Source organism: Leptothoe sp. LEGE 181152, from assembly GCF_032906605.1.
In the GTDB taxonomy this organism is placed as follows: domain Bacteria; phylum Cyanobacteriota; class Cyanobacteriia; order Phormidesmidales; family Phormidesmidaceae; genus Leptothoe; species Leptothoe turfae.
In genome coordinates this window covers 1-18,248 of the sequence record NZ_JASATU010000021.1, presented here as the reverse complement: position 1 = coordinate 18,248, position 18,248 = coordinate 1, and the positions used below count along the sequence as shown (strand labels likewise).

The window sequence follows — 18,248 nt, the reverse complement described above, 5'->3', positions numbered from 1 at the left end:
TCCCGTTTCCCACCCCCCGGAGTTATTTGAGTGAGCCCTGTTACCCCTGCCCCATCCGACGCATCCTCAGATCCTAAAGCTGACAAAGCCAAAGCGATTCTGGCCGGTGCTTTCGAAGTGTTCATGGCCCAAGGGTATGCTGCAGCGAGTATGGCTCGTATCGCCAAGGCAGCAGGGGTATCAAAACCCACGCTATACAGCTATTTTCAGGATAAAGAGGGATTGTTTGTCGCATTAGTGCAACAGCTGCTGCACAAAAGCAGCAACATGATGGGAAACTTGCCTGCACGTGCGGAAATGCCCACCTCGCCTGACGTCATGCTGCGCAAAATGGGACGATCATTTATCAATGAGGCGGTTAGCAATCAACCGTTCCTCACCCTGATGCGCTTGATTATTGGTGAATCTGAGCAGTTTCCTGAACTAGCCCAAACCTTTGTGCGAGAGCTGACTAAACCTTTATTGGAAAGGCTATCGACTTATCTGGCAAATCATCCCGAGTTAGAGTTTACAGATCCTGAGATTGCGGCTCGGGTCTTTTCCGGCTCGATGGTTCACTATCTGATTGTGCAGGAGATGATGGGCGGGAAAGAGATTATGCCGTTAGAGTGCGATCGCATGGTCGATGGCTTAGTTGATCTCATGATGGCCGGCGGTCATTATCAGAAATAAACAACTCGCCGTGATCGGAGTTCGACTTCACTGCTCCCCCGCGAAATAGCTGGCTGAGCGGAGTCAAAGTCAACATCTCCTCAAGAAGCATTAGCCCACCCTGCACTCAACCAGTACCGACAAGAACAGGTATGGTTATCCCTGAGCAATCTTCAACATTTCCCAGTCATCGACCCAATGCTAGAAAGCATCATCTGGATCCTCCTCACAGGCTTTTTTGCCGGACAAATCGCCCGACGGCTCAAAGCCCCAGCCCTGGTCGGCATGGTCCTCGCAGGTATCCTCCTCGGTCCCCAAGTCATCAACGTGCTCAGCCCTGGAGTGCTGGGTGCAGCCGACTCTCTCCGTACCATTGCTGTCATGGTGATCCTCATGAAAGCTGGTCTGGGCCTAGACCGTGAAAAGCTAGCCCAACAAGGCACCGTCGCCCTAAGACTTGGCTTCTTACCCGCTACCTGTGAAGCCATCGCCGTCGCTCTAGCCGCTATCTGGCTATTTCAATTTGATTTAGCCACTGGGCTACTGCTCGGCTGCATCCTTGGAGCAGAATCTCCAGCTGTCATCGTGCCAGGAATGCTGCGCCTCAAGAGTCTCGGCTGGGGTGTCAAAAAGGGTATCCCTGACGCCATTTTGACTGGTAGTGCTCTGTCAGATGTGCTGCTGTTACTCGTGTTTAGCCTACTGCTAGCCTTTCTCACCCAAGGAACTGCCACAGGCATCGCGTTTGGTGGTCTCAGCCTCAGCCCTGTGCAACTTCTGCCACTTCAGGTCATCCTGCAAGTCAGTTTAGGCATCATATTAGGCTGGCTCACAGCTCGTTTGCTCGTCGTGGTTTTAGCCAAACAAAACTGGACTCAGAATGTCGTTCAGGATGCCCTAGTTGCTGCCAGCGTTGCATTATTGCTCGTTGTTCTTGCAGAACATATCCCTATCTTCTCTGGCTATTTAGCCGTCATGACCACCGGATTCTTTCTTATTGAATTCGATCCCCCCCTGGCAAGGCGGCTAAGAGAAGGATTCAACAGTCTGTGGGTTGCCGCTGAGATTATTCTGTTTGTATTGCTAGGAGCTAGCATTCAGCTCCATGTTTTAGAAGATACTCTCCTGGCCGGGCTGTTGATATTGGCTATCGGCACATTAGTAGGACGTTCTCTCGGCTGGTATCTGGCCACGTTAGGTAGCAACTGGACTCGCAAAGAACGTCTGTTTCTGCTCTCAGGTAATTCCGCAAAAGCCACAGTCCAAGCAGCAATTGGGGCTATTCCCTTAGCTCAAGGAGTGGATGGAGGAGAAACAATCCTTGCCCTCGCGGCTCTATCGATTTTAGTGACGGCTCCCTTAGGGGCTTGGGCTATTCCCACCTTTGCCCCAAAACTGCTAGACAAAGGCGAGGTGGACCCCACCAAAGTCTCTGTAAATCGCCGTATTGTTCTACTCGCCGCTATTGACACTTCCCCCTTAGCGAAACAAGTTCTAACAAAGGCTGCTGATCTTGCTCGCCGATGTGATGGCGATGTGGTGGTTTTACACGTCCAACGCCTTGATGATCCTCAAGGCATCCACCAAATCAAACAACAGACCAAAAAATACTTAGCCGACATCCGCCATCGATTTATCACAACATCTGGAGCTATCTCTATAGACATCCTACAAATTGCCCAGGACTATGGAGCTGCAGAAATCGTCATGGGTAAGCGAGGACATCGATATCTAGAAACCTTACTTGTTGGATCTGTTTCACAGGCAGTAATAGAAACGAGTCCTTTACCAGTTGTAATTGTGGAAACAGTTTATTAATTACAATCAACAGTGAAATACTTATCGAAGAAGAACTCAAGCGCTGTACAACACGATGCAGCTTTGACAACTAGGTACCAGACAAAGAAGAGAGACACATAGTCCATCCACTCGTCACTTCATGGTAAAACATGTCAGTCTTTGAGAAAATATGGCAACTCTTTAGAAAAAATGGCAGCATATGAAAAAATATGCTATCTTTTGGCGATACTTAGCAAAAGCTGCAATCTGTTTAAAGCTATGGCCACGAATAATCTGAAGAGGGTGTTAGCAAATGAGGAACTTACCCAAGGCAAAGTTGCACAGGCAAGCGGAGTAAGTACATCTTCTTTATCGAAGTACTACAATCAGAGGAGGACTCCATCACCTACAACTATGGGAAAAATTGTTAATGGAATTAATCGACTTGTAGGTGCATCAAGGTACAAAATCACAGACATTTTTCCAAGCTTTGATGAAGGGTAGTTAGGTCTGCTGAACTAATCCTTGTCTTCCTGCTTTTTTTCTGCCAGCGCGATCAGAGCCTCTGCTCTTCCAATTAAACGTTTTGCCTGATCCCTAGTAGGTGCAGATAGAATCTCACCAGAGAGCAAGCTGGCTATTTCACGTTGGCAATGCTCAGCCATTTCCAAGGCTGATGATACTGTGTCCGGAGACATTGAGTCACCAGAGAGCAATCGCTCAGAGTGCCTAATAACTTCCTTTAAAGAGTCAAGCTTGATCTTATTTGTGCTGTCTGAAGATGCCTTAGCATCTGTAGAATTTGACTTCTGGTTAATTACCTCTTCCAATACACTAAATCTTCGACTTAGATCTTGAACATACACAAATAGATCTTCGATGACTGATTCAGTTGGTCGGGCTTCAGACGCGGTTGAGTCATCTGCGATATCCTGAAGTTTACCTTCTAGATAGGGCCATATAACTTCAAACTGCTTTCGCAAACGAGCCGCATCAATAGGTTCTTCAGCTCCAGAATTAATTGCTTCTATGACTTGAAATGTAGCTTCTTTCTCAGCAAGCTTCGACTGAAATTGAGCTAACGGACCTCCTAAATCGTTATTGCTTAAATTGAACAAGTAAGGAACCACTCTTGCTTCCGATACAAACTTAGACAGCGCACCTGCCTCAAAGATTACCCAGTCAGAATTTAAACTTTGACGAGTCAAGCAAAGAATCCCAAATGAAGTGGATTGCAACGACTCACTAAGCTCTTCCCCCCATCTGGTTCCAGCACTAATATTTCTACGAGATAACCAAGGCTGTGCGTAATGTAAAATCATCGGTAGAGTCTCATAAAGCGCCTCTGCTACATGCATACTAGAGGTTCCGCTAAAGCTCAAAAATATCTTCATATGCTGACTTAAAAGTAGCTTTGCCTTGCTTGATTTATTGTAACGATTTTCGAAAACTAAAGTAACAGAACAAATAGACAGAGAGTTACCCCTCTAATCAATTGATACACAAGCTTTAGGAAGCGTCCTGTATATCATCAGGTTTCAATAGACGGAGAAATCAACAATTAGAATATAGAAATCTAGTTAACAGTCGACCCTCCATAGAAGGTTCAAGTCATGCGCACATTAACCAAATGGTCAGTTGCAGACTATCAGCACATGCGAGATCTAGGTATTCTCGATCATCGGCGCTGCGAACTCATCAACGGAGAAATTTGGGACATGGCTCCAGAAGGCGCGTTTCACAGATTTATTAACGATCGTGGTGCCGAGTACCTGAGACGCATTCTGCAAGATCAGGCTAAGGTTTTTGAAGCCCATCCCATCACCCTTATTGACTCTGAACCACAACCGGACATCGCCATCGTTCGTCTACCTGAAACCCTCTATCTAAAGCGTCATCCTTACCCGGAAGATATTTATTGGTTAGTTGAGGTGGCAGATACCACCCTAACCTACGATTTGAATATCAAACGAAAGCTCTACGCTCAAGCAAGCATCCAAGAGTACTGGGTCATTAACATCACAGACAGGCAGCTAACCGTGTTTAGAAACTTACAAAAGGGTGATTTTGTAAGTCAGGACACCTTCAGCGATGGCAGTATACATCCAATTGCCTTTCCTGATATTGCCATTGAAGTTCACAAATTAGTCAATATTCCAGATTGATACAAGATGGGACGTTGACTAGCGAAAATTACAAGCTACGCCAGCCCATAAATAGGTAACAATACCATCCGGCTCATTAGCATCCAACAAACCAAACAAGCTATTGGATGCATTAAACTCTGTTCCTAAACTACTTTCTATTACCCCAACATCATAGTTCTCTTCCAATTCCACTAACGTTGAGCCTAGACCAACACCATCCAACGTTGTCAAGTTTGCACTCTCAGTCTCTGGACGTACTGTCCAACCAACAAACTGATTCTCCATCGCATTGAGCGTAAAACCATTGGACCAAGTAATGAAACTCATTGGCCCAGCACCACATTCGCCATTTTCCGCTGTTTCTGTGGGTTCTCCTAAAGACGCAGAAATCGCTGTTTGGGACGTCTCAAGATCTGTCTCAAAGGGAATGGTTTGAGTTTTTCCAGACTGCTGATCGACCACTAATACGCCTTCTCCAGACAGAGCGAGGGCTACACCCGTCAATTCTTCTGCCGGTAATGCATCTGGATCATCGATTGGCTCATCGATTGGGAGGGGCTCTTCAACTGGAATAGATTCAGCCGGTGGCTGTGTAGTCTCTGAGCTAATATCACCAGCATCTGACGATGTTGCATCACAGGCTGTCACCGGCAACAACAGAAGCAAACTCAAGGGCAACAATGCTTGACTGCGTATGCTTTGTATAGCCACAGCGTTAAAGAGAGTCATTATTTTTTTGCAGAGGTTGTTTGAAGCACTATCAAATATACATCCTTAATGCGGCCCACATTTGAGCACAACAGTTTCTGAAAACTGTTGCTGCAGTGTAGTCAATGTTTCTGGGCTAGGTGCTTGACCAAATGGCTTACCCAGATCGTCGGGGGTAGGAATCGTAGCCAGTGTTGTTTGCTCAATGTCAGTGACCACAACTACTTGGGCAATCTTGCGTTGGTTGGCCTGACTCTTGTCATACAGGTCGCTGTAGGGCTTGACCACAGCTGTCTGCCACTGGGCAGGGGGGCAATAACTCTGATCGATAATCACAGTCACTTCTGGGACTTGAACCCCATAGCGTAGCCCTAGCCCCAGGCCACCAAAGGCTAACCAGCCCAGGCCAAGGGTACTCAACAAACGTTTTGTCGGATTTTGTGGGGCCATTACAGGTTTACTTGGAATAAGTCCTTAAACAAGGTTTGTACATTGTCGGGGTTGCCTTGCTTCACGGTAGACTCTCGCAGGCTAGCAATGGCTTGTAGTTCGGCTTCATTGACGTTGCCGTAGGCGATGGGATAAAACCGCACTTCGCTATAGGCCATGATGTCTTGGACATCGCGGAATAGGTGCCCCTCATTAACATCACCATCACTGAGCAGTAGTAGGTAAAATCGACCGTTGGGGTCGTTGGCTCGTTTTTCCATCAGGTCTGCTAAAGCCACCATCACACCGTCGTACATGGCGGTACCGCCATCGGCTTGGAGCTGGTCAATGGCGGCCAATAGTTTTTTCTGCTGCAGCTCATCAAAGGGAGTCAGCTCCAGCCGTCGGACTGGCTGATCGGCAAAGGTGACTAGGCCCACCTGGTTGCCTTGGTTAATTTGTTGACTGGCAATGCGCAACCCGGCTTGAACAGCCTGCAGGGGTTCACCTTCCATGGACCCGCTAGTGTCAATCACCATTTCGAGATAAACCGTACGACCACTATCTTTATTGCTTTTCCAAGTGGACTGGGCCGCTAGTAGGGTTTCTCCATTGGGGATGGGGGGATGGGCAGCCTTGAGATAATCGGTGTCAACAAAGCCTTGATTATTGGCCAGTTTTATCATGTCAGGAGACTGGGCAAAGGCGGCGAACTTTTGCAGGGCAGCGGCGGTTTCGGGAGTATTCCAATCAAAACCCACTAGAGGATTGTTGTGGGGAATACCAAAGGGAATAAATTCAGTGGATTCAAATCCAGCGACCTGTTTGAGGGCCTGGTAGTTTTGATATTCCAATGGAAATGCCTGGAGTTTGGTCTGGTCTCGGAGGAAAAGTTCCTGCAGCTCTAATGTAGTCGGTGTGGTGATCAGCACCTGGGATTGAAACTGGTCAAAGACCGATGTTACTTGGGGGGTTTGTAACTCGGCTTTGGTCAACGCCCCACCATCTTTTTGATGACCAGCGGCACGCCAATAGAGGGTGTAGAGCAAATTTAGGGCGGTGGAGCTTTTATAGGGATTGGGGTAGGCTACGCTGATTTGGCCTGCTGCGATCGCATTCAACAAACTATCAAACGTAACCTCACCGCTACCCTCCAGCTGTTGGTAAACATCACTGGGCACCACCCACCCAGCCGTATTCGCCACCAGCCGCTCAGCCACAGGGGTCACCTGAATGCCCTGACTTTGGATCATCGATACCCATAGATCGTTCGAAGGGCTATAGCCCGTGGGCTGGGCGACCCCTGCACCGATGAGGCGAGCGGCGGTACCGGAGGCGATTTGACGGATACCCACCTGGATAACTTTGCCAGAGCTACTTTTCTCTTGACGTTGGTTAAAGGCATCGGCCACTTCCACCAGCCAACGCTCATTTTGCCGGTCAATATTGGCTTTTTCCGAGGAGCTGTAGATTTCTAGATAGAGCTGGTCTGCCCTGGGTTGGGCTCCATAGAGGGGAAAGTTCTCAATGTCGGGCAGGGGCTCTGCAATTTGATCAACGGTGTAGCGACTGGCAACTTCGTCGGAGACTAGATTGCTAGCAACATTGATTTGGGGTAAGACCTGCTTGGTGAGGGTGGCTTGGGCTGTTTCCAGGGATGTGACTGGCGATTGACAGCCACCTATACCCCCAAGACTAAGGGTAAACATCAGTCCTAGGACAAGACTGATGAGCTGACGGTGGGTGCGATTTGGAAACAGTTTTTTGAGCATGGCTGTTATTGAAGCAACGATGGCAGCGGGTGTCTGAGCAGGTATCTAAGCAGTTGACCGGCCTAGGTTTCTAGAATTTCTTTATTGGCGGCGATGAGGGTTTCTAATCGCTGGGGTAGGGAGGCATCCCCCTGGGAGAGACTGGCCAAGGCTACCTGATCTTGGAGCTGCTGTAGCTGCTTGTAGGTTTGCTCCATACGATCGCAACTTTGCTTCAGCTGCCTTTTGGCCATTTGTTGATAGGTGGGCGTTTGAATCTGGGCCTGTACCTGAAGGCCATCGGCCACCTGTTGGGCTAACTCCACGACGGTGTGTAGGGCTTCGAGCAGTTCAGTGCGAAGGGTGGACTCGCGATCGCAAATACCCATCGCAAACGTTTGCGACTGCAATGCCCAAGCTTTAACCGGCTGCCAAGTCTGATAACCATCGCGAGCCACCTGGGCGTGAATGGCCTCAATCCGCCTTTGAAAGGTAGCAGCATTCAGCAAGTCACTGTCATCTTGTACACCGCTGGACGACGATCGATAAGCCGTTACCCAGCTGCCTGTCATCACAGTCGCCACAGCACCACCCCCCAACCAGGCCACCGGTCGGTTACCGGCTAAGATAACCAACAGACCACACCCAAAGGCTGTCCCCAAAAGTAACCCATAGGTCTGAGGTTGCCGTCCCAAGGCTGACCAGTTGATAGGCATCGGGTTGCGCCTCCCTACATTTTCCTTACATTGACTGACAAAAGCACTGTAACTCAGTCTTATCTCGCTCAATGGTAGTAGACGGCGTCACTGCCTGGGGACGGTTCATCTATATCGACAAAACCTTACCCCGCAAATCACTAGGACCATCCACTCCATACCGATCTAGCATGGTCGGCGTAATGTCATATAGCTGGGCATTCTCTAACACCTGACCACCCTGGGGGGCTTTCGGATCATGGAAAATCATTAACCCATATTGAGCATGGTTGGCATCATCCGGCCCAGTATCATTCCCTTTAGCATACAGCTCGCCTGTGCCCACACTGCCCACCGAACGCCACGCTAACCAATCAAAGTACACTAGCAAATCCGGAGCCATTCCCCGCACCTTCTGATAAGTCTCCTGAGGCACATAGGCCTTCACCTCCATCGGAGAACCATCTGGAAACGTAATTGATTCTAATTCACTAATCAACTGCTCGCGAAATGCTTTGAACTCTTGTAAGGGGATCGCTCCCTGGGGTTCTCTCCCTCGCACATTCAAAAAAATTCTGGCATAGTAACCACCCGCACCCCACACCTTGGTGTTCTCCCAATCCACCTCAACCTTATCCAAAGCAATTGGATCACTCGGCTTTTCCTTCAGTGTGAGATAGCCCTTTTCAATTAACCATTCATTGATGCAAATCCCCCCCATCAGAGGCTGTGCGCCATGATCCGACACAACTAAAACAGCCGTGTCATCATCACACTGAGCAAGCAGCTGCCCTACCCGCTCATCCACATGACAGTAATAGTCATGGATCGCCGTAGCAAAGGGCATATCTGGCTGATAGTCAGGATGACGTGGATCCATAGGCTTCCAAAAGGCATGGTGAATGCGGTCCACACCCATATCCACCAGCATCAAAAAGTCCGGCTGGTCCTGCACAATCAGCTTCTCCGCCAGGGTAAAGCGCTGATCGCATAGCTTATGAATATTCGACAGAATTTCAGCCTTATCCTCTGACCGAAACTCAGGCACATCCATCATAAAGTCCGGCATCCAGCTACGAATCTGAGCACCCAGCTCCGGCGGATGGGTAAAGGTAACCTGGGGACTGGGCGTCAGAAAACATGACACCATTGAACCATTTACCTCGTAGGGTGGCGATGTGCCGGGAACGCTTAGAGCAGCCACCTTCCAACCAGCATCGCCCAGATAATCCCATAGCCGAGGGAAACGCACAGCTCGACCATCAGCAATTGTCATGTTCTGATAGGCCCGCGTTGCTCGATTACGAAAGCCGTAGATGCCCAGTTCCCCCGGATCGCGCCCAGTCATCATACAGCTCCAAGCTGGAACGGTAATGGCAGGAATGGAGCTTTCTAAACGACCATAGCTACCTTGGGTCATGAGGCGGGAGAGATTAGGTAGATCCTCTCGCCATTGCTCAAAGACGAGAGAGGGTTCCATGCAGTCAAGGCCGATGATAATGAGGCGAGGAGAGGGAGGCATGGGACAGGTAGAGGAAGAAGGAGAAGTAAATGAGTTTAGATATGTGAGTATTATTTAAGTCGGGAATGGCCCCTCATCCCGCAGCCCCTTATCCCTGGGGAGAAGGAAAGAAAGACTTTGATTTCTATTAACCGAAAGGCTGATAAAGGCTTTTTCAACGTCCCACTCCCTGGGGAACGGGATTAGGATGAGGGCATTATCTCAAAGCAACACGTCTCCTGAGGAAAAACGTAGCTCCCGCCCCAACAACCGCGAGAAGAGATAGAATGTGCACCACATTAAACGGTGTACCCAGGAAGAACCAGGAATCTGTTCTTAAGAACTCAATAAAGAAACGACCAAAGGGATACCAAATTAAGTACAACAGGGATATATCGCCAGGTCGTAACTGTCTACCAAACCGCTTTGACACCCAGTACAGCACCAAGAAACCTAACAAATTCCAAACAGATTCGTATAGAAACAGGGCATGAAATCGGGTGGACTCAGGGTAGGCAATTAAATCGTTGTAGGGAGCTAAACGGTGCTGTGGATCAATACGCAAACCAAAGGGCCAAGCGGTGGGGGGACCATAGAGTTCTTGATTGATAAAGTTACCCCAGCGACCAATGGCTTGGGCAATGGGTAAACCTACCGCCGCTGCATCTAGGTACATTAGCGTGGGTAAACGACGGAATTTGGTAAAGAGCCAGAGGGCAATGCTCCCAAAGATAAATGCACCAAAAATATGGATACCGCCACCCCAGACTTGTAAAATCTGACCAGGATTCTGGAGGTAAAAGGCTTTATCACTGGACTGGACAAAAACATAGTAGAGACGGGCACCTATAAAGGCTGGGATGAGCACCCAGATCAACATGTCCCAAAAATCTTCAGGGTTCTTACCACGGCGTTCAATTTCTTTACTGGCAAACCAGGAGCCGGTAATCACAGCGGTGGCCATGAGTAGGCCATACCAACGCAGGGCAAAGGGACCAATTTCGACAATCGTCGGATCTACGGGAGGATACATACTTATTCTTCTAGATATCCAAGGTCTTTGAGACGACGGCGAACTTCTGGATCATCAAATCCAGTTGCACGGGCTTGAGAGTATAGAGCCCGATGCTGATCAGCATCTTGACTAAAGGCAGAGAGAGAATCTTGTAATGATTCCACCATCTCTGGAAAAATTTCGCTCAAATCTAAACTCTCATTCGGATCATCTTGAACATCATAGAGTTCGGGAGGATTTTGAGCAGTTTCAATTAATTTGTGATTCCCAACCCACACAGCCCTTCTAGTTTGATCGCAGGCATGTTGAGATATAAGTTCAGGCTGCCGTTTTTGAATCAAGTTCAGCACATTCTGCGGAGTGATGGCCTCTGCATAAACACAATGTTCAGGATCAACCTCTTCTAGAGTCTTGCTGGTGTTTGAATGCTCTAAACTAAGCTCGGCCTCTTCTGGAGTTGCCAGCCCTGTTGCTGACAATACAGTATGGAATAAACAGCGAGTGGAGACGACATCATCACGAACAGTGCCGCGACTAATTATATCGTTAGGGTCATGGATAATTAATGGTACTTGCACCAGTTCATTATAGATAGAGAGGCTGTGGCCGATGAGCTGTTTCTCTCCTAAATGCTCTCCATGATCGGCACAAACAACAACATAGGTATTCTCTAAACGACCGGCCTGTTTCAGCTGTTCTAGAAAATGACCAACCTGTACATCTTGTGCAGCGACCTCAGCATCATACATGCTATCTAGGGTCTCTTTTTGCTGGTCTCCCAAGGCTCCCATCAGGGGCGCAAGCCAACCGTAGACATCGCTATTAAAGCGACGTAGATACGTCTGAGCATCGCGATCTTTGAGAACATTGGGGGCAAATTTTTCGATGTACTCGCGGGGAGGATGGTAGGGCATATGGGTGCCCATCAGATTGATAAAGGTGAAAACGGGTTGGTTCGCCTTCACACCTTTCCGCTCAATCAACAGTTGAGCGGCATCGTCTAAAGACTTGCGAGTATTGCCTTTGAAGCTGAGGGCCGTTTGCCACAGGGGCACCATTAAAGGTGTAAATGATAATGATAGTAACCAGTCAGAACGAGCAAAGGCATCTTGAACCTGGTTGAGTGCCTTTGCAACAATGCGTTTGAATAGCTGGCGATATTTATCTAAAAAGCTTGAGGGGATACCGGCTTGGTTAGGGCGAGAGCTGAGTAAACCGCTGTAGTTGAGAAAGCTGTAAAACCCACGTCGCAGACCATTGTTAATGACGCCAACCAGAGGGTTATTGCAAAATGCAGATGTGTAGTAACCGCCATCTTGCAGTCGCTCTGCCAAGGTTTTGAGATGAGGCGGCATTACTGAGTAGGACTGCTGCATCTGGTGCTGTGATGGATACAGTCCAGTGAACATGGACGCATGGGAAGGAATGGTCCATTGGCCGGGTGCGATCGCGACTTTAAACCGTGTCGCCCCCTCAGCAAACGCATCTATATATGGCGAAGTCGGCTTCTCGTAGCCGTAACACGACAGGCGATCCACACGCTGAGTGTCGAGCACCAAAAAAATGACATCTGGTTGATTTGAGGGCATTGAAGCGCAGGAAGCGTAATGACAATCTTGCCGCTGTTGCTAAGCAGCAACGCCGCTGTGTAAGTACTACGTTTGCGAAAAATATTCGGATGCACAGTCTCGCCTATTAGCAATGCTGAATTAACCGCAAATTATTGCTAATGCTCCACTGACTACACCAATTTTTTCCACTCGACACGGTACTCATTCAGTCTAGAGCATCAAGACTATAAACTACCTGAAGGATGGCTGAGCAAAAAGTCTTCCACCTGTGCTCGGATTGGCATAGATGACTGTGCCCCAGCTTTTGTAACCGCTAGAGCGGCTACTGCACTGGCCCACACAACTGCTGCCCGCAACGATTTTCCTTCTGCCAAAGCAACTGCTAAACCACCGTTAAACGCATCCCCAGCAGCCACAGTATCCACCGCTTTAACCTCAAAAGCAGGCACATGAAAGACCTCTAAATCTGAGGCAACCACTGCCCCCTGGCTCCCCAATTTCACAATGACTGTCGATACGCCCCGCCGTCGCAGCACCTGAGCAGCTTCCATGGCGGTGGCCACACTCTTTACTTTCATGCCCACAAGCTGGGATGCCTCTGTTTGATTAGGCGTCAGAATATCCACCAGGCTATAAAAATCTGTAGGTAAATCGGAGCGAGCCGGGGCTGGGTCTAGAATTACACAATGCTCAGCCGCTCGCTTTGCAGCTGCCTGTACCGCCACCAGGGGAATTTCAAACTGCATCAGTAAAACTGAGGGCCCAGGCCCTAGAGGTAGGCGGTTTGCATCGGATAAATCCACATGGCCATTAGCTCCAGGCACCACCACGATCTGGTTTTCACCCGATTCATCCACGTTGATCAGGGCCACCCCTGAAGGTCCCGGCTCGGCCAGCACTAACTCTGTAGCCACATTAGACGCCTGCAAGCTATTGCATAGCTCCTGTCCAAAGCTATCGTCACCAACCCGACCCACCATGGTTGTAGGCGCACCCAAACGGGCAGCCGCTACCGCCTGGTTAGCGCCTTTTCCTCCTGGGACTGTGGTGAAGCCGGTTCCCAATAATGTTTCGCCAGACTGAGGCAAACGAGGGACCTGGGCCACCAGGTCCATATTAAGACTGCCAAAAACAATGATAGGCATTGAAAAAAACACAGCTCAGACACTAGGGATCAAAACTTCCCCAACTATCCCCTAACCCTGTCAGGGGATCCAAATTGGACGGTGATTCCTCTGGTGGATCATTTGGTGGATCGTTTACTTGCCAGGAGTTCGGCGGGCGATCGCTACTCCAAGCCCACCAGGCTACGCCACATTTACATTGATAAAACTCTTGCCACTTGCGTTTGTGGTTGTGGGTGTAAACAGGCGATCGGCGATTAATCCAAACATCAGTCGCTACGCTGGCAGACTCGCTACAGTGCGGACAGGAAAACGTCAGGGCATGAGTTGCAGATTCGGCCCACTTAGGTGGGTCAGGGGAAAAAGCTTCCATAAATGGTTAGGGCGATTCGCTAGCGTCTCCTTCAATCAATTATGGTCGTGATTTCTAAAAGCGAACCATTCCCCACAGCTCTTAAAATTTTGTGAAAAGACGTTAAGAATCTATAGTTGAAACAGGGCGGGCCAGATGGTCAGCTGTAAACCTTTAGCAATAGGCAATTACCGTGAAGGCAATCACTCTGCTTGGTTCAACTGGCTCCATTGGCACCCAAACCCTCGATATTGTTGAGCATCACCCTGATAAGTTTCGCTTAGTTGGCATTGCTGCAGGCCGCAATGTGACACTTCTGGCTGAGCAAGTCCGCCAATTTAAGCCAGAAATTGTCGCCATCCACGATGCGAACAAGCTGGCAGAACTCAAAGAAGCAATTGCTGATGTAGACCCACAACCACAAATTCTGGCTGGCGCAGATGGCATCGTAGAAGTAGCCCGCTATGGTGATGCAGAGGCTGTCGTAACTGGCATCGTCGGCTGTGCAGGATTATTGCCCACTATTGCCGCCATTGAAGCAGGTAAAGACATTGCTCTGGCTAACAAAGAAACCCTAATTGCGGGTGGTCCCGTTGTGCTACCCCTGGTGGAAAAACATGGTGTGAAGTTGCTGCCTGCTGACTCCGAGCACTCCGCCATTTTCCAATGTTTGCAGGGAGTGCCTGAGAGCGGACTACGCCGCATTGTTTTGACGGCTTCCGGCGGTGCCTTCCGGGATTGGCCTGTCGACAAGCTCAAGGATGTCACCGTTGCCGATGCCATCAAGCATCCCAACTGGTCCATGGGACGTAAGATTACAGTGGACTCTGCCACCATGATGAATAAAGGGCTGGAGGTGATCGAGGCCCATTATTTATTTGGGATGGACTATGACCATATTGATATTTGGATTCATCCTCAAAGCATTATTCATTCGCTGATTGAGACCCAAGATACCTCTATGCTGGCACAGCTGGGCTGGCCCGATATGCGGTTGCCATTGTTGTACGCGATCTCCTGGCCTGAACGTATCTGCACAGATTGGGATCCTTTGAATTTATCAAAGCTGGCTGGTTTGACATTTCAGGAGCCAGATCATGCTAAGTATCCCTGCATTAATCTGGCCTATGAAGCTGGACGAGCTGGTGGCTCCATGACTGCCGTTCTCAATGCAGCTAACGAGCAGGCGGTGGCATTATTCTTGGATGAGAAAATTCATTATTTGGATATTCCCAAGGTGATTGAGAAGGTGTGCGATCGCAACCGTGACCACCTCACCACAACCCCTTCACTCCAGGACATCCTGGATGCTGACCAGTGGGCTCGCCAGGAAGTGATTAACGTTAGCAATACACTCACCGAGCGTCAGGTTGTAGCCCTGGGTTCATAGGTTAAGATTGGTCAGACTCTAAGAGGAAGCACGGCCCATGGAAATTGTGGTTGTCATTGGTGCGATCGCTATTTCAATCCTGGTCTTTACCTGGTTGATCAAGGTGGTAAAAGCCACCCTAAAAACAGCCTTTTTAGCAGCCCTGATTTTGCTAGGGTTACAAATTTTCTTTGGCATTGGCCCCACCGCCATTTGGGAAGCCATCCGTGATTTCGTCGGCCAGCAAGCCGGAAATATCCCCCGGTAGGTTGTGTGGCAAACCCACAAAGGAAGCATGAATGTGACAGTTTGAAAGAAAGAAAGCAGCTTCAAAATAACGATATAGACCATTGTAGTTTTCTATAAAGCTTGCCTAACTCTTTTCCTATCAATGGTTTCAGCAGCTTATAAGCCAGAAAAAACAATAGATAAAAGGTAAATCATCTGATATCAGCGCTTCATATCCCAGATTTGTCACTATGCCAGTTAAAAAGGCGTAATGACACCATTCGAATTTTGAAAATAAGTCTTGTTAGAGTCAATTCGTGAACAGGGGCTCTACCACCTTGTTGAATAGCATTGCTCAACCAGGAAAAGATTTTTAGGGTTATATACGATTTTTCTGTCTACTCATCTATCCTTCTACAGACATTAACCACCTTCTCTCTATAGAACTGAAAGATTTTTTGTAGGGGCGTATGGTAATACGCCCAATACAGGATATTGAGCATTTTGCCTATCTTTCGAAGGGCAAACATCAGCGCGCCCTTACAACAGATCAACAACAACTAAAAAGATTCTTTTTCTTGAGGTTGCAAGTTGGCACAAAGCCACAGTTTCTAAAAAATTATGCATTGTTTTTGAGGATCTTTACTATGCTAAAAATGCGACAGTTTCAGACAACAACTGCTTTATTACTGATGCTGGGCATGGGTGCAGGAACACTCTCACCCCTCGTCACACCAGCTCCAGTTATCGCCCAAACTCAAACCCAGTTTACTGATGTTTCGTCTAACTATTGGGCCAGCCAGTTTATTATGAGCCTAGCGGAAAGAGATATTATCGCAGGTTTCCCCGATGGCACCTTTCGCCCTGATGAACCAGTAACCCGTGCCCAGTATGCTGCCATGGTACGCAAGGCATTTAACCTCACCAACATTCGTAGCAGCACTAACTTTGTGGATGTACCCGCTAACTATTGGGCCACAGCCGCCATTGACAATGCCTATCGCATGGGCTTTTTATCTGGCTATCCCAACAATGTGTTTCAACCCAACCAAAATATTCCCCGTGCCCAGGTATTGGTTTCATTAGCGAACGGCCTTAACTACGAGGCCACAACCGTCGCCAGCGCAGACGTTTACCGTGATTCTCGGTCCATCCCCAGCTATGCCACAGCTAGCATTGCCGCTGCAACTGAACAGAGACTCGTCGTTAACTATCCTGACATCGAAGTCTTACGCCCCAATCAAACCGCTACACGGGCAGATGTCGCAGCCTTTATTTATCAAGCGTTAGCCAGTCGCAACCAGGTAGCAACAGTACAGTCTCCTTATATTGTTCAAACAAGAACAACGACAACGACTTCCCAGTCATCGGTTGCAGCCGGAACGACGATTTCAGTTGACCACGCTGATGGTGACAAGATTGTCATATTACCGGATGAGACATTACCTCTCACACTTCAGGTCGCTGAAGCTGTCACCAATCGTCAAGGTCAAATACTTATTCCCCGTAATAGCCAAATTATTGGCGAGTTGCGTCCTGCGAGTGCAGGGAGTCAGCGAGGTTCTCAGTTTATGGCACAAACGTTGGTGCTAGATAATGGTCGTCGGCTTGACATCCAGGCACAGTCTCGGATTATCACGACAACTGAAACTATTCGTCGGGGAGCCAGCGTTGGTGAAATATTTGCTGGAGCTGTATTAGGTTCTGGCGCATCCACAGCTGTTGCCTCAGTCACAGGTGATGATGAGCCCCAAACTTGGGAGGTATTAACGGGTACTGTTGCTGGAGCAATCGGTGGTCTGATCTTAGGACGTGAACGCGTAGAGGTAATTTCGATTAATCCTGACAATGACCTGATGTTAACCGTTAGTCAGACATTGGCATTATCAGAATAAAGGTGGTCTGATCCACTGTAGGGGCAATCGGGGATTCCGAAACAATCCCTCGTGGTTGCCCTCCAGCATTGACAGGCTTCTAATTGTAAACCCGTAGGTTGGGTTGTCACAAAACCTAACGTATCGCCTTAACACCAAAACCTCATAAACCCAACATATATCGTCTCAAGAGATTTCGGTTAATTGCGATAGTGTTTCAGGGCTGGCACAAGGCGCAGCCCCTACGAGTTAACCATTATAACCCGTAGGTTGGGTTGTCACAAAACCTAACGTATCGCCTTAACACCAAAACCTCATAAACCCAACATATATCGTCTCAAGAGATTTCGGTTAATTGCGATAGTGTTGCAGGGCTGGCACAAGGCGCAGCCCCTACGAGTTAACCATTGTGCCTTTGATACCAGAATCTCTCAGAATAATACAAATACATGAAAGGGTAGGTTGAGTTGCCACAAAACTATCATCATTATTCATATCGCTTTGACTAAAGCTGTCAGGATAATGGCGACTGTCGTTGACATAGGGCAAATGCTTTGCAGGATCTTAACTCACTATATTCAACAATTTTTCTTGATGTCAGTCCGCATATTGACTGAATTAGCTGAGGACTGATAGCCTACAAAGCTAATAGCTACGGAACACCTCTGTCAGCTATTTCGCACCCAAAAATTTAGCTGCGCGAGATGGCGGTGCGCCAACACCCCCACCCCGCTAACCCCTCCAACTGCACAACCAGTTGGTGAGCTGTGAGCATTTTACAGCCACCCTGATGACGTTGCAGGGTGGCTAACTTTTTGGGCGCTTTCCTGACCCTTACGAAAATACAAGGAAAACGCCCCATGACTGCGCCAACCACACTGCCTGCCGACCTATCCATCGCCCTACCCACTGGCGAAACTATCCGCCCTTAAAGGGTGACAAGGAACTTCAAGCCTATAGTCGGCAATGATTTGGGAAACTAAAAGGGCAAAAAAATAGGGGACTATGCAGCCCCCACAAAAAATAAAATGTTGCCTCAAGTATACCAAACGAT

General features: G+C 48.5%; 18 protein-coding genes. 7 read left to right on the top strand and 11 right to left on the bottom strand.

Features of this window, described 5'->3' with window-relative positions; translation table 11 throughout:
- The first annotated feature begins 30 nt into the window (after positions 1-30).
- From QGP82_RS13105 to QGP82_RS13095, 3 genes are all read left to right on the top strand, one after another.
- Positions 31-672, top strand: a complete 642-nt coding sequence (locus QGP82_RS13105; protein ID WP_163661060.1) for a TetR family transcriptional regulator — start codon at positions 31-33, stop codon at positions 670-672.
- A 177-nt stretch (positions 673-849) separates the two neighbouring features.
- On the top strand, positions 850-2,469 hold the full coding sequence (locus QGP82_RS13100; RefSeq protein ID WP_499059554.1) for a cation:proton antiporter: 1,620 nt from the start codon (positions 850-852) through the stop codon (positions 2,467-2,469).
- Positions 2,470-2,640: 171 nt separating this feature from the next.
- Entirely contained in the window at positions 2,641-2,934 is a 294-nt protein-coding gene (locus tag QGP82_RS13095; protein WP_163661064.1) for a helix-turn-helix domain-containing protein, read from the top strand.
- A 14-nt stretch (positions 2,935-2,948) separates the two neighbouring features.
- On the opposite strand, the gene QGP82_RS13090 is transcribed toward QGP82_RS13095, so the two are convergent.
- Complete coding sequence (locus QGP82_RS13090) at positions 2,949-3,824, bottom strand: toll/interleukin-1 receptor domain-containing protein (RefSeq protein WP_499059552.1); 876 nt, start codon at positions 3,822-3,824, stop codon at positions 2,949-2,951.
- A 219-nt stretch (positions 3,825-4,043) separates the two neighbouring features.
- Here QGP82_RS13090 and QGP82_RS13085 point away from each other — a divergent pair, with 219 nt between their 5' ends.
- Complete coding sequence (locus tag QGP82_RS13085; protein WP_499059550.1) at positions 4,044-4,595, top strand: Uma2 family endonuclease; 552 nt, start codon at positions 4,044-4,046, stop codon at positions 4,593-4,595.
- 18 nt (positions 4,596-4,613) lie between these two features.
- Here QGP82_RS13085 and QGP82_RS13080 read toward each other — a convergent pair whose 3' ends face one another.
- The 9 genes from QGP82_RS13080 to QGP82_RS13040 all read right to left on the bottom strand — a co-directional run bounded on the left by QGP82_RS13080 (position 4,614) and on the right by QGP82_RS13040 (position 13,744).
- Positions 4,614-5,306: a hypothetical protein gene (locus tag QGP82_RS13080; protein WP_499059548.1), complete on the bottom strand. Its 693-nt coding sequence runs from the start codon at positions 5,304-5,306 to the stop codon at positions 4,614-4,616.
- 45 nt (positions 5,307-5,351) lie between these two features.
- Positions 5,352-5,735 (bottom strand): hypothetical protein, encoded by a 384-nt coding sequence (locus QGP82_RS13075; protein ID WP_499059546.1) that lies wholly within the window; start codon positions 5,733-5,735, stop codon positions 5,352-5,354.
- A complete protein-coding gene (locus QGP82_RS13070) occupies positions 5,735-7,486 on the bottom strand; it encodes a VWA domain-containing protein (RefSeq protein WP_499059544.1) in 1,752 nt (583 codons plus the stop codon). Before QGP82_RS13070 ends, QGP82_RS13075 begins: the two co-directional genes overlap by 1 nt.
- Before the next feature lie 62 nt (positions 7,487-7,548).
- Positions 7,549-8,181 (bottom strand): hypothetical protein, encoded by a 633-nt coding sequence (locus QGP82_RS13065; RefSeq protein WP_163661076.1) that lies wholly within the window; start codon positions 8,179-8,181, stop codon positions 7,549-7,551.
- Positions 8,182-8,290: 109 nt separating this feature from the next.
- Positions 8,291-9,682 (bottom strand): alkaline phosphatase family protein, encoded by a 1,392-nt coding sequence (locus tag QGP82_RS13060; protein ID WP_499059542.1) that lies wholly within the window; start codon positions 9,680-9,682, stop codon positions 8,291-8,293.
- Positions 9,683-9,878: 196 nt separating this feature from the next.
- A complete protein-coding gene (gene lgt / locus QGP82_RS13055) occupies positions 9,879-10,694 on the bottom strand; it encodes a prolipoprotein diacylglyceryl transferase (RefSeq protein WP_006517328.1) in 816 nt (271 codons plus the stop codon).
- Positions 10,695-10,696: 2 nt separating this feature from the next.
- Entirely contained in the window at positions 10,697-12,265 is a 1,569-nt protein-coding gene (locus tag QGP82_RS13050) for a sulfatase (RefSeq protein WP_499059539.1), read from the bottom strand.
- Between the two features lie 206 nt (positions 12,266-12,471).
- Entirely contained in the window at positions 12,472-13,392 is a 921-nt protein-coding gene (gene rbsK / locus QGP82_RS13045; RefSeq protein ID WP_499059538.1) for a ribokinase, read from the bottom strand.
- 22 nt (positions 13,393-13,414) lie between these two features.
- Positions 13,415-13,744 carry a hypothetical protein gene (locus QGP82_RS13040; RefSeq protein ID WP_163661084.1) on the bottom strand — a complete coding sequence of 110 codons (330 nt, stop codon included), beginning with the start codon at positions 13,742-13,744 and terminating at the stop codon, positions 13,415-13,417.
- A gap of 172 nt (positions 13,745-13,916) precedes the next feature.
- Between QGP82_RS13040 and dxr the strand changes: the two genes are divergently transcribed.
- The 3 genes from dxr to QGP82_RS13025 all read left to right on the top strand — a co-directional run bounded on the left by dxr (position 13,917) and on the right by QGP82_RS13025 (position 17,215).
- Positions 13,917-15,113, top strand: coding sequence for a 1-deoxy-D-xylulose-5-phosphate reductoisomerase (gene dxr, locus QGP82_RS13035; RefSeq protein WP_163661086.1), 1,197 nt, complete (start codon positions 13,917-13,919; stop codon positions 15,111-15,113).
- Positions 15,114-15,150: 37 nt separating this feature from the next.
- Positions 15,151-15,360, top strand: coding sequence for a hypothetical protein (locus tag QGP82_RS13030; RefSeq protein ID WP_163661088.1), 210 nt, complete (start codon positions 15,151-15,153; stop codon positions 15,358-15,360).
- Between the two features lie 607 nt (positions 15,361-15,967).
- Positions 15,968-17,215 carry an S-layer homology domain-containing protein gene (locus QGP82_RS13025; protein ID WP_499059535.1) on the top strand — a complete coding sequence of 416 codons (1,248 nt, stop codon included), beginning with the start codon at positions 15,968-15,970 and terminating at the stop codon, positions 17,213-17,215.
- A 670-nt stretch (positions 17,216-17,885) separates the two neighbouring features.
- On the opposite strand, the gene QGP82_RS13020 is transcribed toward QGP82_RS13025, so the two are convergent.
- Positions 17,886-18,092: a hypothetical protein gene (locus QGP82_RS13020; RefSeq protein ID WP_499059533.1), complete on the bottom strand. Its 207-nt coding sequence runs from the start codon at positions 18,090-18,092 to the stop codon at positions 17,886-17,888.
- Positions 18,093-18,248 lie beyond the last annotated feature (156 nt).

Coding starts and splice junctions, on each gene's coding strand:
- QGP82_RS13100 (WP_499059554.1), top strand. CDS start 850: ATGCTAGAAAGCATCATCTGGATCCTCCTCACAGGCTTTTTTGCCGGA.
- QGP82_RS13095 (WP_163661064.1), top strand. CDS start 2,641: ATGGCAGCATATGAAAAAATATGCTATCTTTTGGCGATACTTAGCAAA.
- QGP82_RS13090 (WP_499059552.1), bottom strand. CDS start 3,824: ATGAAGATATTTTTGAGCTTTAGCGGAACCTCTAGTATGCATGTAGCA.
- QGP82_RS13085 (WP_499059550.1), top strand. CDS start 4,044: ATGCGCACATTAACCAAATGGTCAGTTGCAGACTATCAGCACATGCGA.
- QGP82_RS13080 (WP_499059548.1), bottom strand. CDS start 5,306: ATGACTCTCTTTAACGCTGTGGCTATACAAAGCATACGCAGTCAAGCA.
- QGP82_RS13075 (WP_499059546.1), bottom strand. CDS start 5,735: ATGGCCCCACAAAATCCGACAAAACGTTTGTTGAGTACCCTTGGCCTG.
- QGP82_RS13070 (WP_499059544.1), bottom strand. CDS start 7,486: ATGCTCAAAAAACTGTTTCCAAATCGCACCCACCGTCAGCTCATCAGT.
- QGP82_RS13065 (WP_163661076.1), bottom strand. CDS start 8,181: ATGCCTATCAACTGGTCAGCCTTGGGACGGCAACCTCAGACCTATGGG.
- QGP82_RS13060 (WP_499059542.1), bottom strand. CDS start 9,682: ATGCCTCCCTCTCCTCGCCTCATTATCATCGGCCTTGACTGCATGGAA.
- lgt (WP_006517328.1), bottom strand. CDS start 10,694: ATGTATCCTCCCGTAGATCCGACGATTGTCGAAATTGGTCCCTTTGCC.
- QGP82_RS13050 (WP_499059539.1), bottom strand. CDS start 12,265: ATGCCCTCAAATCAACCAGATGTCATTTTTTTGGTGCTCGACACTCAG.
- rbsK (WP_499059538.1), bottom strand. CDS start 13,392: ATGCCTATCATTGTTTTTGGCAGTCTTAATATGGACCTGGTGGCCCAG.
- QGP82_RS13040 (WP_163661084.1), bottom strand. CDS start 13,744: ATGGAAGCTTTTTCCCCTGACCCACCTAAGTGGGCCGAATCTGCAACT.
- QGP82_RS13030 (WP_163661088.1), top strand. CDS start 15,151: ATGGAAATTGTGGTTGTCATTGGTGCGATCGCTATTTCAATCCTGGTC.
- QGP82_RS13025 (WP_499059535.1), top strand. CDS start 15,968: ATGCTAAAAATGCGACAGTTTCAGACAACAACTGCTTTATTACTGATG.
- QGP82_RS13020 (WP_499059533.1), bottom strand. CDS start 18,092: ATGGATAGGTCGGCAGGCAGTGTGGTTGGCGCAGTCATGGGGCGTTTT.